The organism is Herbidospora sp. RD11066 (genome assembly GCF_054661255.1).
Window position 1 is genome coordinate 1,219,094 of sequence record NZ_BAAGDO010000002.1, and the last position, 23,240, is coordinate 1,242,333.

At 70.5% G+C, this 23,240-nt stretch carries 24 protein-coding genes; 13 read left to right on the forward strand and 11 right to left on the reverse strand.

Translation table 11 applies throughout. The features are described 5' to 3' along the window. Positions 1-73 precede the first annotated feature (73 nt). The 3 genes from ACYQ78_RS11180 to ACYQ78_RS11190 all read left to right on the forward strand — a co-directional run bounded on the left by ACYQ78_RS11180 (position 74) and on the right by ACYQ78_RS11190 (position 2,252). The gene (locus tag ACYQ78_RS11180) at positions 74-625 is read left to right on the forward strand and encodes a hypothetical protein (RefSeq protein WP_459800699.1); all 552 of its coding nucleotides are present in this window, start codon (positions 74-76) and stop codon (positions 623-625) included. Between the two features lie 19 nt (positions 626-644). Continuing rightward, entirely contained in the window at positions 645-1,526 is an 882-nt protein-coding gene (locus ACYQ78_RS11185) for a WD40 repeat domain-containing protein (RefSeq protein ID WP_459800700.1), read from the forward strand. A gap of 306 nt (positions 1,527-1,832) precedes the next feature. Continuing rightward, the gene (locus tag ACYQ78_RS11190; RefSeq protein ID WP_459800701.1) at positions 1,833-2,252 is read left to right on the forward strand and encodes a hypothetical protein; all 420 of its coding nucleotides are present in this window, start codon (positions 1,833-1,835) and stop codon (positions 2,250-2,252) included. Between the two features lie 159 nt (positions 2,253-2,411). Here the strand turns inward: ACYQ78_RS11190 and ACYQ78_RS11195 are convergent, their stop codons facing one another. Further along, positions 2,412-3,359 (reverse strand): NADP-dependent oxidoreductase, encoded by a 948-nt coding sequence (locus ACYQ78_RS11195; protein WP_459800702.1) that lies wholly within the window; start codon positions 3,357-3,359, stop codon positions 2,412-2,414. Between the two features lie 49 nt (positions 3,360-3,408). Between ACYQ78_RS11195 and ACYQ78_RS11200 the strand changes: the two genes are divergently transcribed. The 3 genes from ACYQ78_RS11200 (at position 3,409) to ACYQ78_RS11210 (ending at position 7,710) form a co-directional block, all read left to right on the forward strand. Next, positions 3,409-4,044, forward strand: a complete 636-nt coding sequence (locus ACYQ78_RS11200) for a TetR/AcrR family transcriptional regulator (RefSeq protein WP_459800703.1) — start codon at positions 3,409-3,411, stop codon at positions 4,042-4,044. A gap of 436 nt (positions 4,045-4,480) precedes the next feature. Continuing rightward, positions 4,481-4,999, forward strand: a complete 519-nt coding sequence (locus ACYQ78_RS11205; RefSeq protein ID WP_459800704.1) for a hypothetical protein — start codon at positions 4,481-4,483, stop codon at positions 4,997-4,999. Between the two features lie 50 nt (positions 5,000-5,049). Continuing rightward, positions 5,050-7,710, forward strand: a complete 2,661-nt coding sequence (locus tag ACYQ78_RS11210) for an AAA family ATPase (protein ID WP_459800705.1) — start codon at positions 5,050-5,052, stop codon at positions 7,708-7,710. Here ACYQ78_RS11210 and ACYQ78_RS11215 read toward each other — a convergent pair. From ACYQ78_RS11215 to ACYQ78_RS11230, 4 genes are read right to left on the reverse strand one after another with little or no spacing between them, the layout of a single operon-like run. Next, positions 7,697-8,320 carry a response regulator gene (locus tag ACYQ78_RS11215; protein ID WP_459800706.1) on the reverse strand — a complete coding sequence of 208 codons (624 nt, stop codon included), beginning with the start codon at positions 8,318-8,320 and terminating at the stop codon, positions 7,697-7,699. The genes ACYQ78_RS11210 and ACYQ78_RS11215 overlap by 14 nt on opposite strands. After that, the gene (locus tag ACYQ78_RS11220) at positions 8,317-9,441 is read right to left on the reverse strand and encodes a sensor histidine kinase (RefSeq protein WP_459800707.1); all 1,125 of its coding nucleotides are present in this window, start codon (positions 9,439-9,441) and stop codon (positions 8,317-8,319) included. Before ACYQ78_RS11220 ends, ACYQ78_RS11215 begins: the two co-directional genes overlap by 4 nt. A gap of 3 nt (positions 9,442-9,444) precedes the next feature. Next, positions 9,445-10,182 (reverse strand): ABC transporter permease, encoded by a 738-nt coding sequence (locus ACYQ78_RS11225; RefSeq protein ID WP_459800708.1) that lies wholly within the window; start codon positions 10,180-10,182, stop codon positions 9,445-9,447. After that, the gene (locus ACYQ78_RS11230) at positions 10,179-11,081 is read right to left on the reverse strand and encodes an ABC transporter ATP-binding protein (RefSeq protein WP_459800709.1); all 903 of its coding nucleotides are present in this window, start codon (positions 11,079-11,081) and stop codon (positions 10,179-10,181) included. Before ACYQ78_RS11230 ends, ACYQ78_RS11225 begins: the two co-directional genes overlap by 4 nt. Before the next feature lie 91 nt (positions 11,082-11,172). Between ACYQ78_RS11230 and ACYQ78_RS11235 the strand changes: the two genes are divergently transcribed. Beyond that, positions 11,173-11,730: a YdeI/OmpD-associated family protein gene (locus ACYQ78_RS11235; RefSeq protein ID WP_459800710.1), complete on the forward strand. Its 558-nt coding sequence runs from the start codon at positions 11,173-11,175 to the stop codon at positions 11,728-11,730. 285 nt (positions 11,731-12,015) lie between these two features. Then, positions 12,016-14,805, forward strand: coding sequence for a M14 family zinc carboxypeptidase (locus tag ACYQ78_RS11240; RefSeq protein WP_459800711.1), 2,790 nt, complete (start codon positions 12,016-12,018; stop codon positions 14,803-14,805). A gap of 54 nt (positions 14,806-14,859) precedes the next feature. On the opposite strand, the gene ACYQ78_RS11245 is transcribed toward ACYQ78_RS11240, so the two are convergent. Beyond that, positions 14,860-15,765 carry a hypothetical protein gene (locus ACYQ78_RS11245; protein WP_459800712.1) on the reverse strand — a complete coding sequence of 302 codons (906 nt, stop codon included), beginning with the start codon at positions 15,763-15,765 and terminating at the stop codon, positions 14,860-14,862. Next, positions 15,762-16,253, reverse strand: a complete 492-nt coding sequence (locus ACYQ78_RS11250; protein WP_459800713.1) for an RNA polymerase sigma factor — start codon at positions 16,251-16,253, stop codon at positions 15,762-15,764. The genes ACYQ78_RS11245 and ACYQ78_RS11250 overlap by 4 nt, the downstream gene beginning before the upstream one ends. 111 nt (positions 16,254-16,364) lie before the next feature. Here ACYQ78_RS11250 and ACYQ78_RS11255 point away from each other — a divergent pair, with 111 nt between their 5' ends. Continuing rightward, positions 16,365-16,703: a peptidase inhibitor family I36 protein gene (locus tag ACYQ78_RS11255; RefSeq protein ID WP_459800714.1), complete on the forward strand. Its 339-nt coding sequence runs from the start codon at positions 16,365-16,367 to the stop codon at positions 16,701-16,703. Between the two features lie 48 nt (positions 16,704-16,751). Here the strand turns inward: ACYQ78_RS11255 and ACYQ78_RS11260 are convergent, their stop codons facing one another. Together ACYQ78_RS11260 and ACYQ78_RS11265 are read right to left on the reverse strand one after the other, a co-directional pair. Then, positions 16,752-17,804 carry a DUF5685 family protein gene (locus ACYQ78_RS11260; protein WP_459800715.1) on the reverse strand — a complete coding sequence of 351 codons (1,053 nt, stop codon included), beginning with the start codon at positions 17,802-17,804 and terminating at the stop codon, positions 16,752-16,754. 25 nt (positions 17,805-17,829) lie between these two features. Next, the gene (locus tag ACYQ78_RS11265; protein ID WP_459800716.1) at positions 17,830-18,360 is read right to left on the reverse strand and encodes an Imm21 family immunity protein; all 531 of its coding nucleotides are present in this window, start codon (positions 18,358-18,360) and stop codon (positions 17,830-17,832) included. A gap of 155 nt (positions 18,361-18,515) precedes the next feature. Between ACYQ78_RS11265 and ACYQ78_RS11270 the strand changes: the two genes are divergently transcribed. Beyond that, entirely contained in the window at positions 18,516-19,382 is an 867-nt protein-coding gene (locus tag ACYQ78_RS11270; protein ID WP_459800717.1) for a hypothetical protein, read from the forward strand. Here ACYQ78_RS11270 and ACYQ78_RS11275 read toward each other — a convergent pair. Further along, complete coding sequence (locus ACYQ78_RS11275; protein WP_459800718.1) at positions 19,371-19,850, reverse strand: hypothetical protein; 480 nt, start codon at positions 19,848-19,850, stop codon at positions 19,371-19,373. The genes ACYQ78_RS11270 and ACYQ78_RS11275 overlap by 12 nt on opposite strands. A 48-nt stretch (positions 19,851-19,898) precedes the next feature. Here ACYQ78_RS11275 and ACYQ78_RS11280 point away from each other — a divergent pair, with 48 nt between their 5' ends. From ACYQ78_RS11280 to ACYQ78_RS11290, 3 genes are read left to right on the forward strand one after another with little or no spacing between them, the layout of a single operon-like run. Beyond that, on the forward strand, positions 19,899-20,684 hold the full coding sequence (locus tag ACYQ78_RS11280) for an ABC transporter ATP-binding protein (protein ID WP_459800719.1): 786 nt from the start codon (positions 19,899-19,901) through the stop codon (positions 20,682-20,684). After that, positions 20,681-21,691, forward strand: a complete 1,011-nt coding sequence (locus ACYQ78_RS11285; RefSeq protein WP_459800720.1) for an aliphatic sulfonate ABC transporter substrate-binding protein — start codon at positions 20,681-20,683, stop codon at positions 21,689-21,691. Before ACYQ78_RS11280 ends, ACYQ78_RS11285 begins: the two co-directional genes overlap by 4 nt. Continuing rightward, positions 21,688-22,497: an ABC transporter permease gene (locus ACYQ78_RS11290; RefSeq protein ID WP_459800721.1), complete on the forward strand. Its 810-nt coding sequence runs from the start codon at positions 21,688-21,690 to the stop codon at positions 22,495-22,497. Before ACYQ78_RS11285 ends, ACYQ78_RS11290 begins: the two co-directional genes overlap by 4 nt. Here ACYQ78_RS11290 and ACYQ78_RS11295 read toward each other — a convergent pair. Further along, positions 22,420-23,163, reverse strand: a complete 744-nt coding sequence (locus tag ACYQ78_RS11295) for a TioE family transcriptional regulator (RefSeq protein WP_459800722.1) — start codon at positions 23,161-23,163, stop codon at positions 22,420-22,422. The genes ACYQ78_RS11290 and ACYQ78_RS11295 overlap by 78 nt on opposite strands. Between the last annotated feature and the right edge of the window lie 77 nt (positions 23,164-23,240).

The window sequence follows — 23,240 nt, forward strand, 5'->3', positions numbered from 1 at the left end:
ACCGATTCGCCGCGAGGGCGTGGACGGGAGTCTTCAGGCAGCAGGAAACACCTCTACACACAGGAGCTGCACCGTGAAGATTTCCACCAAGCGCGCCCTGGCCCTGTCGGCCGGCTTACTCGCCTTCCCCCTGACGCTGCTCGGCGCCTCCCCCGCCCAGGCGACCACCGGGGTGTCGATCGGCAGCGGCGGCAAGCTGACCGTCGCGGCGAGCAACGTCAACAACTCCATCGTCGTGAGCACGGACGGCGCGTTCATCGTCGTCACCAACCCGAACGACACGATGAACGCCGTCACGCCGGGCTGCGTCAAGCCCAACGCCGCCACCGTGCGCTGCCCGAGCGCGGGCGTCACCAACATCCAGATCAGCACGGGCGACGGCCACGACTGGGTCGAGAACCGGACGTCGCTGCCCGCCAGGGTCTTCCTGAACAGGGGCATCGACATCTACCTGGGCGGCTCGGCCCGCGACACCGTCAACGGCGACGAGGACGACGACATCCTGATCGGCAACGGCGGCGGCGACGAACTCATGGGCGGCCCCGGCCTGGGCGACTACGCCGAGGGCGGCGCCGCCACCGACTTCTGCTCGGCGGAGACGGTCGTCACCTGCGAGCTGTTCTGACCGCCCCTAAGCTGACTCCATGATCACGTGGAGTACGGCCTGGACCACGGCCGCCGCACACGACGAGGACGTCTGGGCGGCGGCCGTCGTCGGCGACCGCCGCACGGCGGTCACCGTGGGCAGCGAGGGCACCGCCCACCTCTGGGACCTGGCCGATGGCCGTCGCCTGGCCACGTGGGCCGGCGACGGCCGGTTGTGGTCGGTCACCGTCGCCGACATCGAGGGCCGCCCGCACGCGCTCATCGGCAGCGACTGGTCCCTGAGCCTGTGGGACCTGACCACCCTCTCGCCCGCCGGTGTCCTCGACGGCATCGAAACCGAGGTCTGGGCCGTCGCCGTCGCCCAGCTCGACGGCCGACCCCACGCCCTGGCTTCGGACGACGACCAGACGATCCGCGTGTGGGACCTGACGACCCGACAGCAGACGGCGGCCCTCACCGAATTCACCACATTCGTCATGGACGCGGCGGTCATGGGAACCGACGCCGTCACATCCCACGTCGACGGCGAGATCAACCTCTGGGACCTGACCACCGGCAGCCGCACGGCGACGTTCACGGGTATGAAGGCGGAGTGCTGGTCGGTCGACTTCGATGCGGCCTACGTGGTGGGTTCCGGCCATGACGAGACGGTCCGCGTCTGGTCGCGGGCCACCGGCGAGGAACTCGGCCTACTGACCGGCCACGAGGGCACTGTGGGCGACGTGAAACTCATCACCACGGCGGAAGGCACCCGGGTGATCACCGGCGGCGAAGACGGCACGATCCGCACGTGGAACCCCGCGACCTTGAAGGAATCGGGCCCACTCTTGCGGCTACCCAGCCCCATCCTCGCCCTGGCCCCCACCCCTGACGGGCACCTGCTCACGGGCTACGGCGACACCCTGGCCCTACTCCGATAGGTCCCAAGCAGCGATGCCGGGGTGCAGCGACCAGCGCATGGCGGGCCAGATGTGTTCGCGCGGGCTTCCGGCTTCCGCAATCCTGACCGTCGACGATCATGCGCTTTCCGCGACGGGATTTGACGATCACGGCATGAGGCCGAACTCGTACGTATGGCAGCTGCCGAGTTCGGTGCCGGTCGAGTTGAGCCAGCGCGAAAGACGCACCTTTCCTGACGTGGGGCGCCGGGCGCATATACACGAAATGTAGCCGCCGGAAGGAGGATGCGACTGCGTACACCGAAACGGTCCACCGGAGGAGAGAAAATGCTCGGACGCAGGGCAATGGCCGCAGCGTCGATCGCGACACTGCTGGCGACGGCACTTCCCTCCTCGCCGGCGGCGGCGGCCGGCGGCGGTTGCGCCACCAAGACGGGGAGTGGCTGGAACATCGGTATCTGTACGGCGGACAACGGCGTCACCGTCTTCGCCGACCTGTACGTCAACGCACGGGGAAGCATCGGTTCGACGTGCCAGATCCTCCGATGGATTCGGCGCTTCAGCTCCTCGGGAGCCCAGGAGAACATCATCTATCCGAGCAACGGCAAGACCGAGGCCTGCACCGTCGGATACAAACCGGCCATCACCGCGCCCATGGTGTCCGGCAAGCGTTACAGGCAATACGCGTCCGTCTGGGTGAACGGCATTTTGATCGTCGACGGATACAGCAAGGATTACACCTATTGATCGCGCCGACCCGTCGGCGAACCATCCGCTGACGAGGAACGCCCGGCCTATTCGCCGGGCGTTCGTCGTGTGGGTGGAATCCGTGGCGGGATGCGAAAATCCGATACGCCGCTTTGTCGGCGTGCGCTCGACGCGGAAGGCCGATCCGGGAAGCGCGACCTAGTGCGTCAGCACGATCTTCCCCGGGGCGTGGCGTGACCCCGCGAGCCGGTGTGCCGCCACGACATCCTCGATCGGGAACGACGCCGCGACCGGGATCCGTAGCCGACCCTCGGCGGCGAACGCTACCGCCATGGCGAGGCCGTGCCAGGCGACCGGGTCGGCCGCGCCCACCGGGCCGCCCGGTTCGGCGGCGACCGCCCCATGGGACATGTGCACCCCGTGGGACTTCGCCGTGATGTCGGCGATGGTGACCACGCGCGCCGGGTCTCCCGTGATGGCGATCAGGTCGGGTAGCGCGCCCCCGGCGCAGTCGAAGACCGCGTCCACTCCATCGGGAGCCAGTGCGTGGACTCGCTCCACCAGACCCGGGCCATACGTCGTCGGGACCACCCCGAGGGAGCGCAGGAAGTCGTGGTTGTGCTCGCGGGCCGTCCCGATGACGACGGCGCCCCGGGCGACCGCGATCTGCACCGCGACCGCTCCCGTGCCACCGGCCGCACCCTGTACGAGCACCGTCTGCCCGGCGCCGACGCCCAGCCGGTCGAGTACCCGGGTCGACGTCTCGATCGCACCTGCCGCGCCGGCCGACTCCTCCCACGTCCACGACGCCGGTTTGGCCGACCACGCCGTCAGGACCGTGAAATCGGCGTTGGCGCCCCGCCTGCGGGGGTCGGCCGCGCCGAACACCTCGTCGCCGATACCCACACCTGTGACGCCGTCGCCGATCTCGTCCACGACACCGGCCGCGTCGAAGCCGGTGCGGTAGGGGAAGACGACGGGCACCACGTCGCGCAGGGCGCCCGAGCGGATCCGGGTGTCACCGGTCACGACCCCGGAGGCCCGCACCGCGATGCGGATCTCCCCAGGTCCGGCGTGGGGTTCCGGAACTTCGGTCACGTGGACGACATCGGCCGGGCCGTACTCGTTGAACTCGACTGCTCTCATGCCGGGGACCGTAACGGAACGCCCCGTCCGTTTGGCTAAAGTGAGAGCGATGACGGCTGAAGTGGGAACGAAGCTCCGTTCGGACGCCCGTGACAACCGCGAGCGCATCCTCGCGGTGGCCCGCCTGGCGTTCGCCACCGAGGGCCTCGACGTGCCGATCCGCGAGATCGCCCGGCGGGCCGGGGTCGGTCCCGCGACCGTCTATCGCCATTTCGACACCAAAGACGCCCTGCTGGCCGGGGCGTTCGCCGAGCAGATGGCGATATGTTCTGCGGTCATCGAAGAGGGGCTGGCGGCGACCGATCCGTGGGTGGGGTTCCGGCTGGTGGTCGAGCGGCTCATGGAGATGCACGCCCTCGACCGGGGGTTCGCCCGCGCCTTCACCTCGCCGCTCCCCCAGGCGATCTTCGCCGCCGAGCGTGACCGCTCGCTGTGGATGCTGCTCGAACTCGTCCGGCGGGCGAAGGAGGCGGGCCCGCTGCGGCGCGACTTCGTTCTCGACGACCTCGTCATGGCGCTGATGGCGGGCGACGGCATCCGGGCCGACTCCCCCGAGACGCGCGTCGCCGCCACCCGCCGCTTCGCGGCCCTCATGCTCCAGTCGTTCATGGCCGACCCGGTCCCGGCCCCACTGCCCCCGGCGGTCCGGCTGCCCCTGCCCACGGTCGGAGCCGTCACGACCTGAGTTGCGGCGAAGACCCGCATATGGCGTTAAATCCTGGTGCAGAACCTGCGGGAAGCAGAGTTCACCTCGTACATTCCGATCCACCACGGGACTTCACGCCCGCGCTTTCATCAAGGTTCCGGCGGACAGGATCCACAGTTGGTCGGGAGGATCAATGACGCGCCGCGGGCTGGTCGTCGCTTTCAGCGCCACCGTGTTATTCGCCGCTGCGGGAATCGTCCTGTGGACAGGCGGAGGTCTCTCCCGGGCGGGAGATGGCCTCTCCACCAGCGGTAGTTCAGCTCTCAGCGGCGGCCCGTCTCCCAACGGTGGTCCATCCGTCGGCAGCGATCTGTCCATCAGCGGCGGCCCAGCCCCCACCGGCGGTCCGTCTCCCAGCAGGAGTCCATCCGCCAGCCGTGGTCCGTCTGTCAGCGGGCTCTCCGGCACTCGTTCAGTGCCGGCCGAGAGGCTGCTCATCCCCGACGCGAAACTTCCTCGTCCGGCGGCCGTCGCGGAACTGGTGGCAGGTCGCCAGGACGATCGCATCGGCGATTCCCGGCTGTCCCATTTCGGCGCGAACGAGTCACTCACTCGCGCCTGGGGAAGAGCGGAGAAGGGCGACTTCGCGCTTCTCCAGGAAATACTCACGTACCAGAACCCGGAGCGGGCCCAGGCCGAGTTCGACGCGGTACCTCAGGGCAGGCAGTTCAACGATACGGACTATGGAGATCCCGTGTTCGAGGACATCTCCTCGCTGCACTTGACCGCTCCGTCGGCGGCCGTCTCCTGTATCGGGACATTCCCGGCGGGGACCTGCGGGCGCTGGGTGTTCCGGGCGCGCTATGCGAACCACGTCACCGAGTTCGTCCTGAGCGAGTACATCGACGGTGGGACCTATGTGCTCGTGTCCCGGGACGTCTTCCTCACCATGGTCAGAGCCGTCGATGCGCACATCGCGAGTGTCCTCGGGTAAGTGTGCATTTCGACCTACTCCCCAGGAACTTCCCGGGGTGAGATGCCCCCATGCGATCGATGGTGGGGCGGAGCGCGGAGCTGGCCACGGTCCGGAGCCTGGTGGACGGGGTCGGTCGAGGCAGGGGCGGGGTGCTGCTGGTCACCGGTGAGTCGGGGATCGGGAAGACGCGGCTGCTGCGGGCCGCCGCCGATCGGGCCAGGAGCGCCGGGCTGGCCGTGGCGTCGGGGCGGGCCGTCGAGGGTGGGGCGACCTATCGGCCGCTGGCCGAGGCGCTCAGCAAGTGGCATGCCGCCTGGCCCGGGTGTCCGGCGCCGGTCGTCGATCCGGCCGTCGATCCGGCGCTCGTCATCTGTGCCGAGGTGCTGAAGCTGCTGCGCAAAGGCGCCGGTGACCGCGGCTGCCTGATGGTGCTCGACGACCTGCACTGGGCCGACGGCGACACGCTGGCCGTGCTCGACTACCTGACCGCCACGTTCCTCGACGAGCCGATCCTGGTCGTGGCCTCGGTCTGCGACGATGAGACGACGCCGGGAGTGCTGACCCGGATGATGCGCCGCGACGAGGTCACCACCCTGCGGCTGGGCCGGTTGACGCCCGCCGAGGTCGCGAGTCTGGCCGCCGGTCTGCCCGAGGACGCGCGGCGGTTCGTGGTGGAGCACGCCGAGGGGCTGCCGTACCTGGCCGAGGAGCTGGTGGCCTCGCTGCTGGAGGGCGGCACCCCGGCGGTGCCCGAGGGTCTCGTCGGCCGGGTCGCCGGGCGGCTGGCCGCACTGACCCCCGAACGCCGCGCGGTCGTGACGGCCGCCGCCGTGCTCGGCACCGATCCCGACTGGACGCTGCTGACCCCGATGACCGGGGTGCCGGAGGCGCAGGTGCTGGGGGCGCTGCGGGATGCCGTACCGCACCTGCTCGTCTCGCACCCCGACGGGCTGCGCTGGCGGCATTCCCTGACCAGGGAGGCGGTGCTGGCGCCGGTGACCCAGCCCGAGCGCGCGGCGCTGGCGCGGCGCGCCGCCGACGAGGTTCTCACCAGGGGCGAACCGGCGCGGGAGGCGTACGCGGCCGAGCTGCTGGCCTCGGCCGGGGAGACGGCGCGGTCGGCGGAGATCTTCCTGCGGCTGGCCCGGCGCGACATGAACGCCGCCGCCCTGCACAGCGCGGAGCAGCACCTCGACCGCGCGGCGGCGCTGGGGCCGCGGGTGGCGATCGAACGCGTGCGGCTGCTGACGCTCACCGGTGCCGCCCCCGAAGCGATCGAGGCCGGGCATCCCGCGCTCGGCGAGGTGACCGGCGACCGGCACGCCGAACTGTGCCTGCGGCTGGCCGAGGCCGCCGTCGCCGCCCGCCGCTGGGCCGACGCCGATCGCTACATCGAGCGCGCCGGGCGGCCGGGCGACCCCCGCGCACTCGTGCTGGCCGCCGAGTCGGCGTTCGGCGCGGGTGACCTGCGGCGGGCCGCCGATCTGGCCGGCGCCGCGGCCGAGCGGGCCGAACGTGAGGAGCGCTGGGAGACGCTCTGCCAGGCGCTCACGACGGTGGCGCGGTGCGCGACCCGCGACGACCTCCCCCGGTCGCGCCGGGCCTTCGCCCGCGCGGCGCAGATCGGCGCCGAACACGGGCTCGTCCCGGCCCGGGTGACCGCGCTGCTCGGGCTCGGCATGGTCGAGCTGCTCGACGACGACGCCTCGCCCGCCCTGGTCGAAGGGCGCGAGGCCGCTCTGCGGGGCGGGCTGCACGCCGAGGTGGTCTGGAGCGAGGTGCTCCTCGCGGAGATCACGCTCAACACCGAAGGACCCGAGGCGGCGTGTGCGTTCGCGCGCGGCGCGGCCGAGAAGGCCGGGCGGTTGCGGCTGCCCAACCTGGAGAGCCTCGCCGAGCTCTTCGTCGCCACCGGCCATGCGGTGAGCGGGGACGCGGCGGCGATGCGGGCCGTCCTGGCGCGGGCCGTCGAGCGCCCGCACGCCCGCGTCGAGATCCCGCCATTGGCACAGGCCACCGCCGGGATCCACCGGTTGCTCTCGCGTGACCTGCCGGGGGCGTGCGCGCTGCTCGACGAGGCCGTCGAGGTGCTCGCCGCGCACGATGAGGCGTGCCTGGTGCAGCACTGGGGGCTGTGGGCGCTGGTGCGGACCGTCCTCGCCGACCGCGACGCCGAGGCCCGCGCGGCGCTGCGCCGCTCCCCGGCGATGATGCAGCTGGTCAACCGGGCGGCGCTCCAGTACGCCGACGCGGTGGCGGCCGGGCGGTCGGGCCGTCCCGAGCTCGCCGCGGCTCTGTTCGCCGACGCCGACCGGGCGCTGGCCGGGCACCACTGGTGGCGCCGCCTGCTGCGGTTGCTCGTGCTGGAGGCCGCCCTCACCGACGGGTGGGGGGATCCGGTGCCCGCGCTGCGGGTGGACCTCGATGCGCACGTACAGAAAGGAGACCACCAGATGGCGCGCATCTGCCGCGACCTGCTGCGGGTCGCGGGGGCGCCGACGCGGCGCGGGCGCGGGCTCGCGCCGGTGCCGCCCGGACTGCGGGCGGCCGGGGTGACCAGCCGGGAGATGGACGTGCTCAGCCTGGTCGCCGAGGGGCTGACCAACGGGAAGATCGCCGAACGCCTGGTGATCTCCCGCCGCACCGTCGACACCCACGTGGCGAACCTGCTGGCCAAGACCGCGTCGGCCGACCGCTCGCAGCTGCGGGCCATCGTCAGCGCGGGATGAGCAGCCCCCGGTTGAACGCCTCGGCGACGGCGGCGGCGCGGTCGTTGACGCCGAGCTTGGCGTAGATGTTCAGCAGATGGCTCTTGACCGTGGCCTCGGTGATGAACAGCCGGGCCGCCGCCTCCTTGTTGGTGTTCCCGGCGGCGACCAGTTCGAGGACCTCGACCTCGCGCGGGCTGAGCGGAGGCGGCGGGGTGCGCACCCGCGTCAGCAGCCGCGCCGCCACCGACGGCGACAGCACGCTCTCCCCCCGGGCGGCGGCCCGCGCGCCGCGCAGCAGTTCTTCGCGCGGTGAGTCCTTCAGCAGGTAGCCGGTCGCGCCCGCCTCGATCGCCGGCAGCACGTGGGAGTCGGTGTCGTAGGTGGTCAGCACCAGCACCCGGGAGGTCACGCCCAGCTCCGCGAGCCGGGTGATCGCGGTCAGTCCGTCCACTCCCGGCATGCGCAGGTCGAGCAGGATCACATCGGGCCGCAGGTCGACGGCGAGCCGCACCGCCTCGGCGCCGTCGGCCGCCTCGCCGACCACCTCGAAGCCGGGCGCGGCGGCGAACATGGCGGACAGGCCGTCTCTGACGACGGGATGGTCGTCGGCGATGAGCAGCCGGATCACGCGGACCTCCAGGGGACGCAGGCCGAGATCCCGGTGCCGCCACCGGGCTCCGATTCGACGCTCAGGCTGCCCGCCAGCGCTTCCACGCGCTGCCGCATGATGGCCAGTCCGAACCCCTCGCCGGGCCGGGAAAGATCGAAACCCTTTCCATCATCCCGTACGTCCAGAGCCACCTCCCCCTCCAAATACGACAACGTGACCCCCACCCGGCGCGCGTCGGCGTGCCTGGCGACGTTGGCCAGCGCCTCCTGGGCCGTCCGCAGCAGCCCCGACTCCGTCTCGGCGTCGAGGGGCCGGACCGTCCCGGTGGTGACGACCTCGACGGGGATGCCCTGGAGGGCCGACCAGCGCGCGGCGACGTCGGCCAGCGCCTCGCTCAGCCGCGCGGTCTCCAAGGGCGCGGGCCGCAGCGCGTCGACCGACCGGCGGGCCTCGTTGAGGCTTTCGCGGGCCAGCCCCTTCACCGCGTCGAACGGCCGCCGCCACGGTTCGGGCACCTCGTGGAGCTGCTCGGCGGCCTGGAGCTGGGTGATGATCCCGGTCAGCCCCTGGGCGAGGGTGTCGTGGATCTCCCGCGCCATCCGCTGCCGCTCGTCGAGCACCCCCGCCTCCCGTGCCTGCACGAGAAGCTGCGCGTGCAGCCCGGCGTTCTCCGCCAGCGCCGCCTCCAGCCGGGCCACCGCCTCGATCCGCTGCTCCCGTTCGAGGTCGGCGGTGTGGAGCACCCAGGCGGTCGTCCCCATCATGGCGACGTTGACCCCGACGATGACCAGCGGCAGCAGCACCCCCGGCACCGACGACGCCTGCGCCAGCCCCGACACCACCGCCGTCGCGGCGACCCCGGCCAGCCGCCAGGGCCAGCGCAGCATCGTGAAGGCGTAGATGTAGGGAACGGGGGTGAACAGCCCGAACACCGGGTTGCTCGCCACCATCACGGCGGCGATGACCAGCAGCCCGGCGAAGAACACCGGCTTCTCACGCCACCGGTAGAGCCCGGCCATCCACGCCGCCGCCACGGCGCACAGCCAGAGGTCGGCGGTCGGGTATCCGGCTGCCGCCAGATATCCGGTGAGCCCGGCGAGCAGCGTGAACGGCACGACGGCGACCAGCAGAAACGGCACGTCCTACTCCCAGCGGAACCAGCGGACCGCCACGGCCGTGCACACGACCGCGTAGGCCACCAGGATGGTCAGCGGCATCGCCGAGGGAAAGCCGCCCAGGTAGGAGTCTTGGAAGGCGCCCATCCCGGCGCCGAGCGGGGTGTAGGCGCTGATGTCCCGGAGCAGCGGCGGCATCTGCGCGATCGGCACCCACAGCCCGGCGAAGAACATCATCGGGAAGAACAGCAGCGTCCCGATCGCCGTCGCCGCCGACCGCGACGCCACGAGCGCGGTGACCAGCAGCCCGATCGAGAGCAGCGCGACGGTGGCCAGCAGCCAGACGACGGCGAACCCGAGCGGATGCCGGGGCGGCTCGACCCCGAACCCGAGGCCCGCCACGAGCAGGAACAGCGCCATGGCGACCAGCGCGATCACGAAGTTGGCCACGAGCTGCGCGGCCAGCACCCTGACCGGGCCGACGGGAGTGGTCCGCATCCGCCGCAGGACACCGTTCTCCCGATAACCGGCGAGCGTCGACGGCAGGGCGGTCATGGCCAGGATGGCGACGTTGAACAGGATGAGGACGGGGACGTACACGTCGAACACCGTCAGGTCGGCCGTGATGGGCTCCCGCAGCGACGGGATGCTGCCCAGGATGACGAGCACGACCAGCGGGCACGCGATCCCCCACACCAGCGCGGCCCGGTCGCGGACGCTGAGCTTCCCCTCGACGGCGATGAGCCGCCACGTCGCGCCGTTCACTGTGCCTCCCTCTGGGTCAGTCGCACGAAGGCGTCTTCGAGGCCGCCCTGGAAGACGCGGAGCCGTTCGGCCGTGATCTGCTCGCGGGCGAGCACCGTCATGACCGCGTTGAGCGCGTCGTCGCCGCCGGTGACGACGACGAACTCGCCGTCGCGCTCGACCCCCGACACCTCGGGCAGGCCGGCCAGCAGCGCGGTGTCCAGGTCGCGGGAGGGCCGGAACCGGATGCGCTGCTCGATCCGCGCCCGCTCCGTGAGCCCGGCCGGGGTGTCCACCACGACGACCCGGCCCCGGTCGATGAGGGCGATCCGGTCACACAGCCGTTCGGCCTCCTCCATGAAGTGGGTGACCAGCACGATCGTCACCCCGCGCGCCCGCACGCCCTCGATGAGCTCCCAGGTGTCCCGGCGCGCCTGCGGGTCGAGGCCGGTCGTGAGCTCGTCCAGGATCGCGACGTCGGGGTTGCCGACCAGGGCCAGCGCGATCGACAGCCGCTGCTTCTGGCCGCCGGAGAGGTCGGCGTACCGGGCCTTCTCGGAGAGCCCGAGGTCGTGGAGCAGCCCGCGCCAGTCGGCCGGGCGGGGGTAGAAGGAGCCGTAGAGCTCCAGCGCCTCGCCGACCCGCAGGCGGCCCGGCAGCATCCCGGCCTGCAACTGGACGCCGAGGCGCCGGGTCAGCTCGGCACGGTCGGTCCGCGGGTCGAGCCCGAGCACCGAGATCACGCCCCGGTCGGGCGTGCGCAGGCCCTCGACGCACTCGACGGTCGTCGTCTTCCCCGCGCCGTTGCGGCCGAGGATCCCGAAGATCTCGCCGCGCTCGACGGAGAACGACACGTCGTCCACGGCGACCTTGTCGTCATAGCGTTTGTGGAGGTCACGTACCTCGATCACAGGTGGCATGCCCCAAGAGTGCTCCGGCGGCACCCTCCTGCGGCACCGCCCGACGGGCGGGACTTCGGCTCAGCCGATCGGTGGATCTAGGGTGGTCCGCATGATGCGCTTCCCCGACGCCGACGCGTGGGAGACCTGGCTCTCCACCAACCACGAAGGCGAGGGCGTCTGGCTGGTGATCGCGAAGAAGGGGTCGCCGCTGGTCTCGCTCACGATCGGCCAGGCGCTCGACGTCGCGCTCTGCTACGGCTGGATCGACAGCCAGCGCAAGGGCCACGACGAGCACAGCTACCTGCAGCGTTACTCCCGGCGGCGGAAGACCAGCCCGTGGTCGCAGGTCAACGTCCGGAAGGCGGAGGCGCTCATCGCGGCCGGGCGGATGCGGCCCCCGGGACTGGCCGAGATCGAGCAGGCCCGCGCCGACGGGCGGTGGGATTCCGCCTATGTCGCGCAGAGCGAGTTCACGGTGCCCGACGACCTGGAGGCGGCGCTCGATCCGGCGCTGCGGGCGGTGTTCGAGGGGCTCGACAGGACCGCGCGCTACCTGCTGATCCTGCCCCTGTTGAAGGCGCGGGGGCCGAAAGCGCGGGCGGCGCGGCTGGAGAAGGTGCTCGGCGAACTTCGTGCGGGCGCGATCGCGTCGCCCGGGAAGACCTGAACGATCAGCCCGGCCACCTGCTCAATCTTCCGGTGTTTGCGAAGAAGACGCTCAGTCGTTATCGGCCGTTATAAAGGGGCGATTGGGACTGGAGAAACCCCTGTGACCTGGTAATATGTGAGATATCACATGACTTGACAGTCACCTGTTGACTTTTCTACTATCTTGTCCGTTTTATCGCGTTCCAATACCGTCCGCAGTGGTTTTAGTACTCCCTCGGACGGGCTCCTCTCCCGAGCACCCCCGTCCCCTCCGCCTGGAGGCGTGATGCGGTTTCGCGCGATCATGCGCAAAAGATCCCCCTATGTCGCGGCGTTGGGCGCCGCGGCCCTGGTGGCGGCCGGTCTCACCCTGACGCCGACGGCCTCGGCGCAGTCGGCGGCCGCCGACTGTGTCAGTGACCCGAACGCCCACATCGCGTCCGTGCCGACGCCCGAGCAGTTCTTCGGGTTCCCTCTCGGCACGGGCCAGACCCGGATCCTCACCACCCCTGAGATCCAGAACTACGTGGCGGCCGTCGGCAACGCGTCCGACCGCGTGCGCACCGGCACCCTGGTCAAGAGCGTCCTCGGCCAGGACCTGCCCTACGCCATCGTGTCCAACTCGGCCAACGTCACCGATGCGCGGCTGAAGAAGCTCGTCGACGACATCGTGTCGCTTCGGGACCCGCGCACCCAGACCGACGCCAAGGCCGCGAAGATCGCGACCGACAATCCGGCCATCGTCTGGGTGGCCGGCAACGTCCACGGCGGCGAGAAGAGCGGCGCCGACGCCTCGCTCAAGACGCTGTACGAACTCGCGTCCGGTCTGTCGTGCGACGTCGCCAAGCGCAACGACAACCTGATCACGGTCATCCTGCCGACCCAGAACCCCGACGGCCGCGACGCCAACCGCCGCCAGAACGAGTTCGGCTTCGACCTCAACCGTGACTGGTTCGCCCGCAGCCAGCCCGAGACCGACGCCAAGATCGCGATGCTGCGGGAGTACCCGCCGCAGGTCTTCATCGACGCGCACGAGATGGGCGGCCGGCAGTACTTCTTCCCGCCGAACGCCGACCCGATCCACCACGAGATCGCCGACCAGCCGGTCGACTGGATCAACCGCATCGGCGAGGCCAACAAGGCCGGCTTCGGCTTCAACGGCGCCTGCGGTGGCGCGGTGACGGTCGAGTGCTACTTCAACTACGCGACGTACGACCTGTTCTACATGGGCTACGGCGACACCGTCCCGGCCGCCGGTTTCGGCGCCGCGGGCATGACGTTCGAGAAGGGCTCCACCTCGGCCGTCCAGGACCGCGTGCAGCAGCAGTTCAACACCCAGTGGGCGACCACGGGCTGGGCCGCCGACAACAAGCACGAGGTGCTGAGCAGCTACTGGGACATCTGGAAGACCGCTCTGGCCGAGGGCCAGCAGGGCGCCCTGGAGCCCAACGAGGTCGTCCAGCCGACCAACACCGTGCAGTTCCCGGTCCCGCAGCAGACGATCCGCTCGTACTTCCTGCTGAACGACCGTCAGCTCGGTGACGTGCGCAAGCTCGTCGAGCGCCTGCGTCAGATGGACGTCGAGGTCTACCGCCTCACCGCCCCGCTGACCGTGCCGAACGCCAAGATCTTCGGTGGCCGCACGCAGGCCAACAAGGTGATCCCCACGGGTTCCTACTACATCCCGATGGCGCAGCCGCAGAAGCACTGGATCCAGGCGACGCTGGGCGAGGACCCGTACACCCCGTTCCCGTACTTCTACGACGTCTCGTCGTGGAGCAACCCGCTCCTGGCCGGTGTCGACACCGTCTACTCCGGTGACGTCGTGGCGCCGCAGACCGAGCTGGTCCGCAAGATGGAGGGCGGCGTCGCCCAGGGTGCGTCGAAGAAGGGTGCCTACACCTACCCGCTCGACTCGTCCTCGGCCTCCGCGCTGACCTTCAAGCTGCTCGGCCAGGGTGTCGCGCTCAAGCGTGACCTCACCACCGGCGTCGTCGGCTTCTCGCCCACCGAGGTCGACCGCGCCGAGCTCGACGAGCTCGCCACCTCGCTCGGTGTCACCGTCTCCGCCAGCGGCAGCGCCCCCACCGGCACCGCTCTGGCCAACCCCGACCTGGGCCTGTTCAACGGCACCGGCGTCTCCCTCACCTCCGGTTCCTACGGTGAGGCCCGCTACGTGCTCGGCAAGCAGTGGGGCATCGACCTCAAGCCGGTCACCACGGCGGACATCAACAACAACACCGCCGCCTTCACCGGCCGCAGCGTCCTGCTGATGCCCGACGGCAGCAACGCCACCGGCGGTCTGACCGCCACCGGCCAGGCCAACCTCAAGACGTGGGTGTCCAACGGCGGCACGTACATCGGCCTGCGCAACCAGGGCACCCGCGTGGCCCGCGCCGCCGGCCTGACCAGCACCACCGAGCGCACCAAGCCGGCCGGTTACACGGTCGTCGGCTCGCACTTCCGCGTCGACACCGCCACGGGCGACCCGGTGGGCCTGGCCCGTCCGGCCGAGGACTTCCAGTTCAACAACGGTGACCTGATCCTCAACCCGAGCACCACCGGGACCAACGTCCTCACCTACCCGAACAACGCGACCTTCTGGTCGAACGGGTACACCGTGGGCGCCGACACCCTCAAGGGCAGCGTCTCGCTGACCAACGAGCCGACCGGCGCCGGGCACGCGGTGCTCTTCGCCTACAACCCGCTGTTCCGCGCGTACAACGAGAACGGCATCCACCTGCTCGCCAACGCCATCCTCCAGCCCAAGGGCACCGCGACCGTCGCGCAGAAGCGCGTGGCGGCCCGCACCCTGGCTCCGGCCGAGGTCAAGGCCGAGGCCTCGGCCGAGGCTCCGAACCTCGGTGGCGAGTGGCGTCCGATCCAGATCCAGGTGGCCGACGCCGACCTGGCCCGCACCCAGGCCGTGATCGGTAAGTACACCGACACGGCGACGGTCGCCGCAGCGGACGGTTCGTCCTACCTGACGATCCCGAACCCGGAGGGGCTCGACATCCACGAGCACCCCTACCTGCGTGACCTGATCAACGACCTGAACGTCGCGGGCATCCCGCTGCGCTCGGTCGTCGGTTAACACCAGCAGTGAGTGAGGCCCGGCCGGGTGCCACCCGGCCGGGCCTTCGCGCGTTCAGGGCCGGTTGAGGTCGAAGGTCACGTCCACGAGCCGGACCGTACGGACGAGCGGATCCTCGATGATCCGCCGGAGCCGCTCGACGGTGACGATCTGGCCGACGTAGCCGTACGCGAGCCCACCCTTCGCGGCCTTGCGGAGGCGGTCGAGGCTCAGGTCGAACCGCCGGAGGTTGCCCTCGTCATGGTCCTGGAGGGTCGCGACCCAGGCGCGGAAGGCGGCGAGCTCGCCGGGGGGCGCGTCGGAGCACACGATCCCCCCGCTCCTGGCCGGGGCGCCCATGCCCGTGCCCCAGGTGATGGGGGCAGAGCCCGGCCGGGTTTCGTACACCACCTTCTCGGGGCAGGCGTCGTAGCGGCGGGTGAAGCCGAGCAGATCGGCACCGGCCAGGGGCCGGGCGAACTCCACGACGGCGAGCGCGTTGAGGTCCTGGGGCAGCCGGGCCAGCACTTTTCTGACGTCGGCCTTCTCCTGAAGACGGGTGCCCATGTTGAACAGGGCGAGGGTCAGAGAGGTGTCGGCCATCTGGTGCCAGGGAAGTTCGTCCACTCCCCCGAACAGGTTCTGCCGCACGGTGAACTCCTGCCCGCCCGAGGTCCCGAAGCCGCCGTAGGCGCGCATGGGTGTGGCCGTGACGGTGAACGACATCGACAGCGGCCCGGTCTCGCAGCAGGTCGTGGCGGTGACGGCGTAGGCGGGCTTGGCGATCTGCAACGCCGTGCCGAGCACGCTCACCATGCGGTGCTCCCGCAGCCCCCGCGTCTGGACGAGATGCGACCCCACCGTCGCGACGAGCGCCAGCACGGTGAGGACGCCGAGCACGAGCGTGGCGGTCCTGACCACACCCCGGCGCACCGCGCGCCGGGTCGCCCGGGGGTCGAACTCGGGGATCTCGAAGGTCATGGCTGCTCTCCGTAGATGTCGGCGAACGCGGCACGGGCCCGCCAGATCGCGGTCTTCACCGCCGGGGTGGTCCGGCCGGTCATCGCGGCCACCTCGACGAGCGAGAACCCTTCGAGGTAGACGAGCGTGAGCAGCCGCCGATGCCGCTCGTCCACCTTCTCCAGGGCCTGGCGCACGTCGAGCGCCGCGAGGTCGAGCGCGGGCACGGCCAGCTCCTCGGGATCGGGCAGCGGTAACTCACGCCGGGTGCGCCGGGCGTGGTCGACCAGGACGTTGCGCGCGATGGCGAGCAGCCAGGCGGCGGGGTTCTCGCCCCGCCAGCCGAGCAGCGCCCGGGTGGCCTTGATGAAGGTTTCCTGGGCGAGGTCCTCGGCCAGGTGCGGATCCCGGGTCCGGCGGAGCAGGAACCCGCACACGAGCGGCCAGTACTCGCGGTAGAGCTCCTCGATGATGGGGGCCTCCGGGCTGGAATGTCGGTCACCCCCCATAAGACGGGCGTACCGGCCCGATGGTCACAGGCGCGTGTTGTACGCCGCCCGGCACCGGAACAGCAAGTATTCATATGAATGCAACCTGTGACACCCTTTGGGAGGACCGCAATGATCCGTCTCGCCACGCTGACCGGTGTGATCGCCCTGGCCACGCTGACCGTCGTGACCCCCGCAGCCCAGGCTCGGACCGGCGACATCTGCATGTGGAGCGGCCGCGACTTCAAGGGCGCGTCGTGGTGCTGGAACCCGGGCAACGGTTATGTGGACATGCCCCCGGCCCTGCACGACAACGTGGGCTCCTTCCGCGCCGACAGCGACGGCTGCTTCATCAACTGGATCCACGTGCCCGACCGCAAGGAGACCCGCGTCGTGCGCAGCGGCGACTTCCGCCACGCCTACGACAACGACTTCGGCGCCAAGATCGACGCCGTCTCGACCCAGTGCTGAACCCGTGACCCGCACCGCCGCCCCGCGAGCGAGGGGCGGCGGCCCGTTTCAGCAGTCGCAGCTACAGCAGTCGCAGCAGTCACAGCACCCGTCGCACCCCGAACAGCCGTCGCAGTTCCCGCACTGGCAGCGGTCCCCGCACGACTTGAACCGCTCCTCGTCCCACGGTGGCCGGTAGAGCCCGCAGGTGCAGCACGCGGCGGTCGAGCACAGCAGGGAGACCAGCCCGCCGGGGTTCGGCTTGAGCCGCGGATCCCTCTTCTCGGCGAAGGTCCGCTCCACCGCCCGCCCCGTCTCCCGGACGAACAGCGCCTTCACCAGCCCGCGCCGTTCGAGATCGAGGTCGGCGACCGCGAGCCGCAGCCCGGCCGCGGCGTCGTCACAGAGCGTCCGCGCGGTGTCCAGATCGGTCCCTGAGGCGACCAGCGGGTTGTACGCGTCCAGCGCGCGATCCCGTTCGAGATCCTCGACCGCGTCGAGCAGGTGCGCGAGCCGCCCGAAGTACCGCCCGGCCTCTTCGAGGCTCGCCCGGTTGTGCGGCTTCCCGGCGAGCACCGCCGTGTGCCCGAAGGCGGCGGCGACGGCGTCCTCGGTCGGCGCGGTCAGCCGCAGCAGCGCCGTCCCGGGCGACCGTTCAAGAAGAGCCTGTCTCTGTACGGCCTCGATCAGCGGCGCCGGATCGAAGGCCAGACCGGAAGCGGTCTCCGCCCCCGCGACAGACCACCTCTCGGCCAGTCTCGACGCGCCCACCGCGACCAGACGGCGCCGGAACGGCCCGTCGCCGTCTTCGACGTGGTCCTTGAGCTTGCCCGAGGCCAGGATCAGCGAGACGGCGGCGGCCAGCCGCACGCCCTCCGCCTCGCTGATGTCGGCCCCCTTGAACCCGCGCAGCGCACAGGGCTTGGCCCGGCGGTGCCGGGTGAGCGGTGTCTGGGCCTCGGTGAGAACCGAGACGAGCAGGCCGTCGTAGTTGGTGACGAGCCGGGCGGCGTGCCCGTGCTCGTCGCGCAGGGCGACGCAGAGGCCGCACAGGTGTGCCATCCACTCCGCGAACAACCCGCCGCACAAGTTGTGCCGGCAGGGGCGAACAATCCCGAACACGGTGATCCTTCCCGAAATTTCGGGATCAGCCTGCCAGGGATGACTTGCACACGGCTTGGAGCCCGTCCTGCTCGACCGGATCCAGCCGCACGACGACCGCCGTCACCGACTCCGTCTCGACCGTGGCGGCCCGGACGGTGTGCCGCCCGGGAGGAAGGTCGACGCGCAGATGCTCCTCTTCGGCGATCATGTCGTACCCGAGAACGGAGTCGAAGAGGATCACCGGTTCTCGGACATCCCAGACCAGCTCCTCCTCCCACTGAGCGGATTCGACCGCCTCGGTGGCGGCGTCGATGATGTCCGCCGCGGAATCCGCACCCAGCCACCGCACGAAAATGCGGGATTCGGGGAGAAAGGTCGCGAGAGCCGGAACGTCACCGAGAACGAGGGCCTGCGCCGTTCCCACTTCGATGAGCCCGACATATCCGCTCACCGCACAGGCCCGCCAGTAATCCTCACCGTTTTCGAGACCACCCTGCCAATGCCGGCAGGCCGACTCGGGAATGGCGATCAGCGGCCCGCCCATCGTCTCGATCCACAGCGGGGTGTCGGTCACGGGTGACGGTCCTCCTCGTCTTCTCGGGCCGGCTCACCGTGTTCCCTACACTTCCCCGAAGAAGATCAGGTGAGCCGATCCGAATTTGATCACATTCCACCGAAACTCGACATATGCGACCTGGCCGAAAACACACAAGGGGATGGCAGAAACCAATGCCCTTACGACTGCGGCACCTCGCCGCCGTTCTCCTGGTCTTCGCGACCTCGTGCACGGCCGAAAGCCCCAAGGTGCTCACCCGCGACGAATGGGTGGAGCGCTATTCGGCCTACGCGGTCGGCCTCGCGGTCACGCATCCGGATCACGAATCCAGTTATTTCTCCGACTACCGCGAAGCGAAGAACACTCTTCCCAGCGATGCGCCGACGGCCATCACCGTCGAACTGCCCCCGATACCCGGTGGCCTGGCGTCGATTCCCTCGTCCGTGACCTTCCCCACGTCCGACGTGGGCGAATACGACCGGGTCAGGGTGGCGGAAACGGGCGCCACCAGGGTGTTCCGCGAGGAATACCTCAAGGGGACCGGAAGATCCGACCGGGAGCGCCGCAAGGTGGAACGCTTCCTCCACGGTCTCGACAAGGCGATGACGACATCGGGCACGGACTTCCGCAAATACACCGTCGCCCTTCTCGTCGAACTGGACGAGCCGCTGACCATCCGCGAACTGGAGCCGGCAGGGCTCGACGCGGTGGCCGACCGAGTGCTCTTCTCCACGATCGGATCGGCCGGTCTTCCGCTGTCCTGGTCGGGCGAGAACTGCCAGGCCGCCGACACTCCCGCCTGCGACGGCGTGGACGAGGTCGACCAGTTCCGCGCCTGGCTGGAGAGCCTCACCCCGGCCCAACTCGACGTGCTGGGTATGAACGCCTTCGATCTGCCCGAGATGCGGCGGACCGCCGCCGACGGGCGGATATCGGGGCTGATGGTCGACCGGACGACACCCGGCGACGCGTGGGAAATCGCCCGCAACCCCCACGTACGCGCCGCCTATGTCGTGGGAATCGTGCAGTCACGCCCGTGAGGCGTCCAGGATGACCGTCGCCGCGAGGGCCGCGAAGTCGTCACCCGTGCTCAGTTCCTCCAGGATCGCGTAGGCGGACTCGTCGCCCGGCAGCAGGGCGACCGCGATCCGGTAGCGCACCCCGCGATCCTCCTCCACCGCCAGCCGCGCCCGCAACGCACCGACAGACGCCCCCAACGTCGCCGCCGCCCGCACGCGAAGGTCCGCGTCATCGAGGGCCCCGTCGAACTCCGCCCGATAATCGCCCGTTTCGGCGAGGGCGAAAAGGGCCTCTAACGCGATAAGCCGGACCGGTGTGAAGGCCGACTCAGGGGGGTCGTTACAGTCGTCTCGGTCGTCGAACGCGCCGGGGTCTCCCACCAGGGCCGCGACGGCCGCCGCATGCTCCGGGCCGCCCTGCCGCGCGAGCCGCCGGAGGGTGTTCGCCCGCACCGACGCGTCGGGGGATGTCAGACCGTGTTCCACCATTCGGTTACCCCGTTATGTCTATCGGTTTGGTAGGATATAGTCCGTTTCGTGACGATCACTACCGCACCCGCAGGTGTCTCGCTGCGCGGCGTCGGCCGGGCTTTCGGCGACCATGTCGTGCTGCACGACATCGATCTTGAGATCGCTCCCGGTGAGGTCGTCGCGCTGCTCGGCGCGTCGGGCTGTGGCAAGTCCACGCTACTGAGAATGGTCGGCGGGCTCGACACGGCCACGTCGGGAACCGTCCGGGTCGACGGCCACGACGTCACCGGGATCGACCCCCGCTGCGCCGTCGTGTTCCAGGAGCCGCGCCTGCTCCCTTGGCGGACCCTCGCGGGCAACGTCGCCCTCGGGCTGCCCCGTGACCTGCCCAGGAACCAGCGGGACACCGAGAGCCGTCAGTGGCTCGGCGAGGTCGAACTCCAGGGCTTCGCCGACTACCGGCCCCGGCAGGTGTCGGGGGGCATGGCCCAGCGCACCGCGCTGGCGCGCGCCCTCGCCCGCAAGCCCGGTGTGCTGCTGCTGGACGAACCGTTCGCCGCGCTCGACGCCCTGACACGGCTGCGGATGCAGGACCTCGTCGAGGACGTGCAGCGGAGGTCGGGGACCACCGTGATCCTCGTCACGCACGACGTCGACGAGGCGTTGAAACTGGCCGACCGGGTCGTCCTGCTGGGAGGCGCTCCCACCGGAGTGAGCGTCGTCCTGGACGTGCCGGGCGATCGGCCCCGTGACCATCATCAGCCGGAACTGGCCGAGCTGAGGTCCGAACTGCTGGCAGGCCTCGGCGTGCCGCGACGTACCCCCCTGGAAAGAGAGATCCACGCACGATGAGCAGACTCCGGATCACGCTGGCCCTCGCGCTGGCCGCCACGCTGGCGACCGCCTGTGTGAGCGGTGAGGACTCGACCGGCCAGCCGGCGGCCGAGGGCGGCGGCGCGCAGACCGAACTGCGGCTCGACTACGCCTACTACAACCCGGCCAGCCTGGTCATCCGCGACCAGAAGTGGCTCGAGACCGACCTGGCCGCCAAGAACGTCAAGGTCACCTGGACGTTGTCGGCCGGCAGCAACAAGGCCAACGAGAACCTGCGCGGCAACGTGATCGACCTCGGCTCCACCGCCGGGGCCGCGGCCTTCCAGGCGCGCTCCAACGGGACGCCGATCAAGGCCGTCGGCATCTTCAGCCAGCCCGAGTGGGCGGCCATCGTGGTCGGCAAGGACTCGGCGATCGCCGACGTCGCGGGCCTGAAGGGCAAGAAGGTCGCGGCCACCAAGGGCACCGACCCCTACTTCTTCCTCCTCCAGTCGCTGCACGAGGCCGGCCTCGCGGCGACCGACGTCGAGGTGGTCAACCTCCAGCACGCCGACGGCAAGACCGCTCTGGAGCGCGGCGACGTCGACGCGTGGGCCGGGCTCGACCCTCTGATGGCGCAGAGCCAGGTCGACGCCGGGTCGAAGCTCATCTACCGGAACCCGGGCTTCAACTCCTACGGCTTCCTCAACGCCCGCGAGGCGTTCATCACCGAGCACCCCGACCTCGTCCAGTCGACCATCAACGCCTACGCCAAGGCGCGCGACTGGATCCAGAAGAACCCCGACGCCGCCGTCGCCCTGCTGGCGAAGGAGTCGAAGGTCTCCCCCGAGGTCGCCAAGCTCGTCATCACCGAGCGCACCAACCTGACCGGCAGCCTGGTTCCCGGCGCCGACCAGAAGGCGGTGCTGGAGCGCATCCTGCCGACGCTCGTCGAGGAGAAGCAGGTCAAGACCGAGCAGGACGCCCGGACCGCCCTCGACAGCCTGCTGGAGCCGAAGTTCGCCGAGGCGGCGGCCAAGCCGTGACGGTCACCGAGGCGCCCGGCGAGACCGGGAAGCCCGTCAGGAAGCGTCCCGCCGGGAAGAGCCGCAGGCCGGTGGTCGCGGGGCTGATCCTGCCGGTCGTGCTGCTGGTGGTCTGGCAGCTCGCCGCCTCCAGCGGCCTCTACTCCTCGGCCCAGCTCCCTCCGCCGCTGTCGGTCCTCGACGCGCTGGGCGAGCTGGCCGGGGACGGCTCGCTGTGGACGCACATCGCGATCAGCCTCCAGCGGGTGCTGATCGGTTTCGCGGCGGGGGCCGGGCTCGGGTTCCTGCTCGGGGCCGTCGTCGGGCTGTCGGCGTGGGTGCGGGCGGTCGTCGCGCCCAGCATCGCGGCGCTGCGCGCCGTGCCGTCACTGGCCTGGGTGCCGCTGCTGGTGCTGTGGCTCGGCATCGGCGAGGGGCCGAAGATCACGCTGGTGGCGATCGGGAGCTTCTTCCCCGTCTACACCACGATCTCGGCCGCGCTCGCGCACGCCGACGCGCATCTCGTCGAGGTCGGCCGCGCCTACGGTCTGCGGGGCGGTGAGCTGCTGGGCCGCATCATGCTGCCCAGCGTCGCCCCGGCGATCTTCTCGGGCCTGCGGCTGGGGCTGGCCCAGGGCTGGCTGTTCCTGGTCGCCGCCGAGCTGATCGCGTCGTCGATGGGCCTCGGGTTCATGCTCACCGACAGCCAGAACACCGGCAGGACCGACATCCTGCTCCTGGCGATCCTGCTACTGGCGGCGCTCGGCAAGCTGTGCGACGTGATCCTCGGGCTGGTCGAGAGACGGATCCTGCGCACCCACAAGTGAGAGGTAGTCGCTGAGCCGCGCCGCCCCGTGCAGCGTGGCCAGCCCCTGGCGGGTGAGCCGTCCCCGCCAGTCGTCGAGGGCCCGCGACAGCGACGCCGTGCCCCCCGCCGTGCGGATCTGCCGCACCACCGTGGCGATGTGCGCGAGCGGATAGCCGCCGCGCCGGAGCAGGTGGGCGAGTTCGGCGTCGCGGATGTCGTCGGCCCGGAAGACCCGGTAGCCCGTCGCGGGGTCGCGGGCCGGGTCGAGGATGCCCGCCTGTTCCCATTTGCGCAGCGTCGCCGGGGTCAGCTCCAGCCAGCGGGCCAGCGCGCCGATCGTCTTCACCACCGGGTCGGCCGGCCTTTCCGCCAGGTGGTGTACGGCTCCGCGGACCAGGTCGAGCGTCTCCCTGTCGCGCAGCAGCTGGGCGTGCCCGCGATCGATCGTGGCCAGGGCCTCGTCGAGCCGGTCGCGGTGGACGGCGTTCATGATGTCGGTGGCGGTCGCGTGCCCATACGCCGGAACCAGCGCCAGGAAGGCGCGCAGCGCCACCGCGTGGGCCTCGGTGTAGATCCGGTAGCCGCTGGGGGTGCGGCGGGCGGGCGGGAGGCACCCGGCCTGCTCGTAGTTGCGCACCGCCTGGGTCGAGAGCCCGTGTTCGCGGGCGAGGTCGGCCGGTCTCACGGTTGGAGACTTTATCTCTTGTGAAATGGAGAAATGCCATCGAAAGTCTCAACCGGTGCTTCAACGATACGATTGCG

What these genes read in the sequence shown, in the direction of transcription:
- ACYQ78_RS11200 (WP_459800703.1), top strand. Translation starts at nt 3,409, where the DNA reads ATGACGGCTGAAGTGGGAACGAAGCTCCGTTCGGACGCCCGTGACAAC.
- ACYQ78_RS11190 (WP_459800701.1), top strand. Translation starts at nt 1,833, where the DNA reads ATGCTCGGACGCAGGGCAATGGCCGCAGCGTCGATCGCGACACTGCTG.
- ACYQ78_RS11195 (WP_459800702.1), bottom strand. Translation starts at nt 3,359, where the DNA reads ATGAGAGCAGTCGAGTTCAACGAGTACGGCCCGGCCGATGTCGTCCAC.
- ACYQ78_RS11235 (WP_459800710.1), top strand. Translation starts at nt 11,173, where the DNA reads ATGATGCGCTTCCCCGACGCCGACGCGTGGGAGACCTGGCTCTCCACC.
- ACYQ78_RS11270 (WP_459800717.1), top strand. Translation starts at nt 18,516, where the DNA reads ATGCCCTTACGACTGCGGCACCTCGCCGCCGTTCTCCTGGTCTTCGCG.
- ACYQ78_RS11275 (WP_459800718.1), bottom strand. Translation starts at nt 19,850, where the DNA reads ATGGTGGAACACGGTCTGACATCCCCCGACGCGTCGGTGCGGGCGAAC.
- ACYQ78_RS11285 (WP_459800720.1), top strand. Translation starts at nt 20,681, where the DNA reads ATGAGCAGACTCCGGATCACGCTGGCCCTCGCGCTGGCCGCCACGCTG.
- ACYQ78_RS11250 (WP_459800713.1), bottom strand. Translation starts at nt 16,253, where the DNA reads ATGGGGGGTGACCGACATTCCAGCCCGGAGGCCCCCATCATCGAGGAG.
- ACYQ78_RS11245 (WP_459800712.1), bottom strand. Translation starts at nt 15,765, where the DNA reads ATGACCTTCGAGATCCCCGAGTTCGACCCCCGGGCGACCCGGCGCGCG.
- ACYQ78_RS11230 (WP_459800709.1), bottom strand. Translation starts at nt 11,081, where the DNA reads ATGCCACCTGTGATCGAGGTACGTGACCTCCACAAACGCTATGACGAC.
- ACYQ78_RS11185 (WP_459800700.1), top strand. Translation starts at nt 645, where the DNA reads ATGATCACGTGGAGTACGGCCTGGACCACGGCCGCCGCACACGACGAG.
- ACYQ78_RS11210 (WP_459800705.1), top strand. Translation starts at nt 5,050, where the DNA reads ATGCGATCGATGGTGGGGCGGAGCGCGGAGCTGGCCACGGTCCGGAGC.
- ACYQ78_RS11240 (WP_459800711.1), top strand. Translation starts at nt 12,016, where the DNA reads ATGCGCAAAAGATCCCCCTATGTCGCGGCGTTGGGCGCCGCGGCCCTG.
- ACYQ78_RS11255 (WP_459800714.1), top strand. Translation starts at nt 16,365, where the DNA reads ATGATCCGTCTCGCCACGCTGACCGGTGTGATCGCCCTGGCCACGCTG.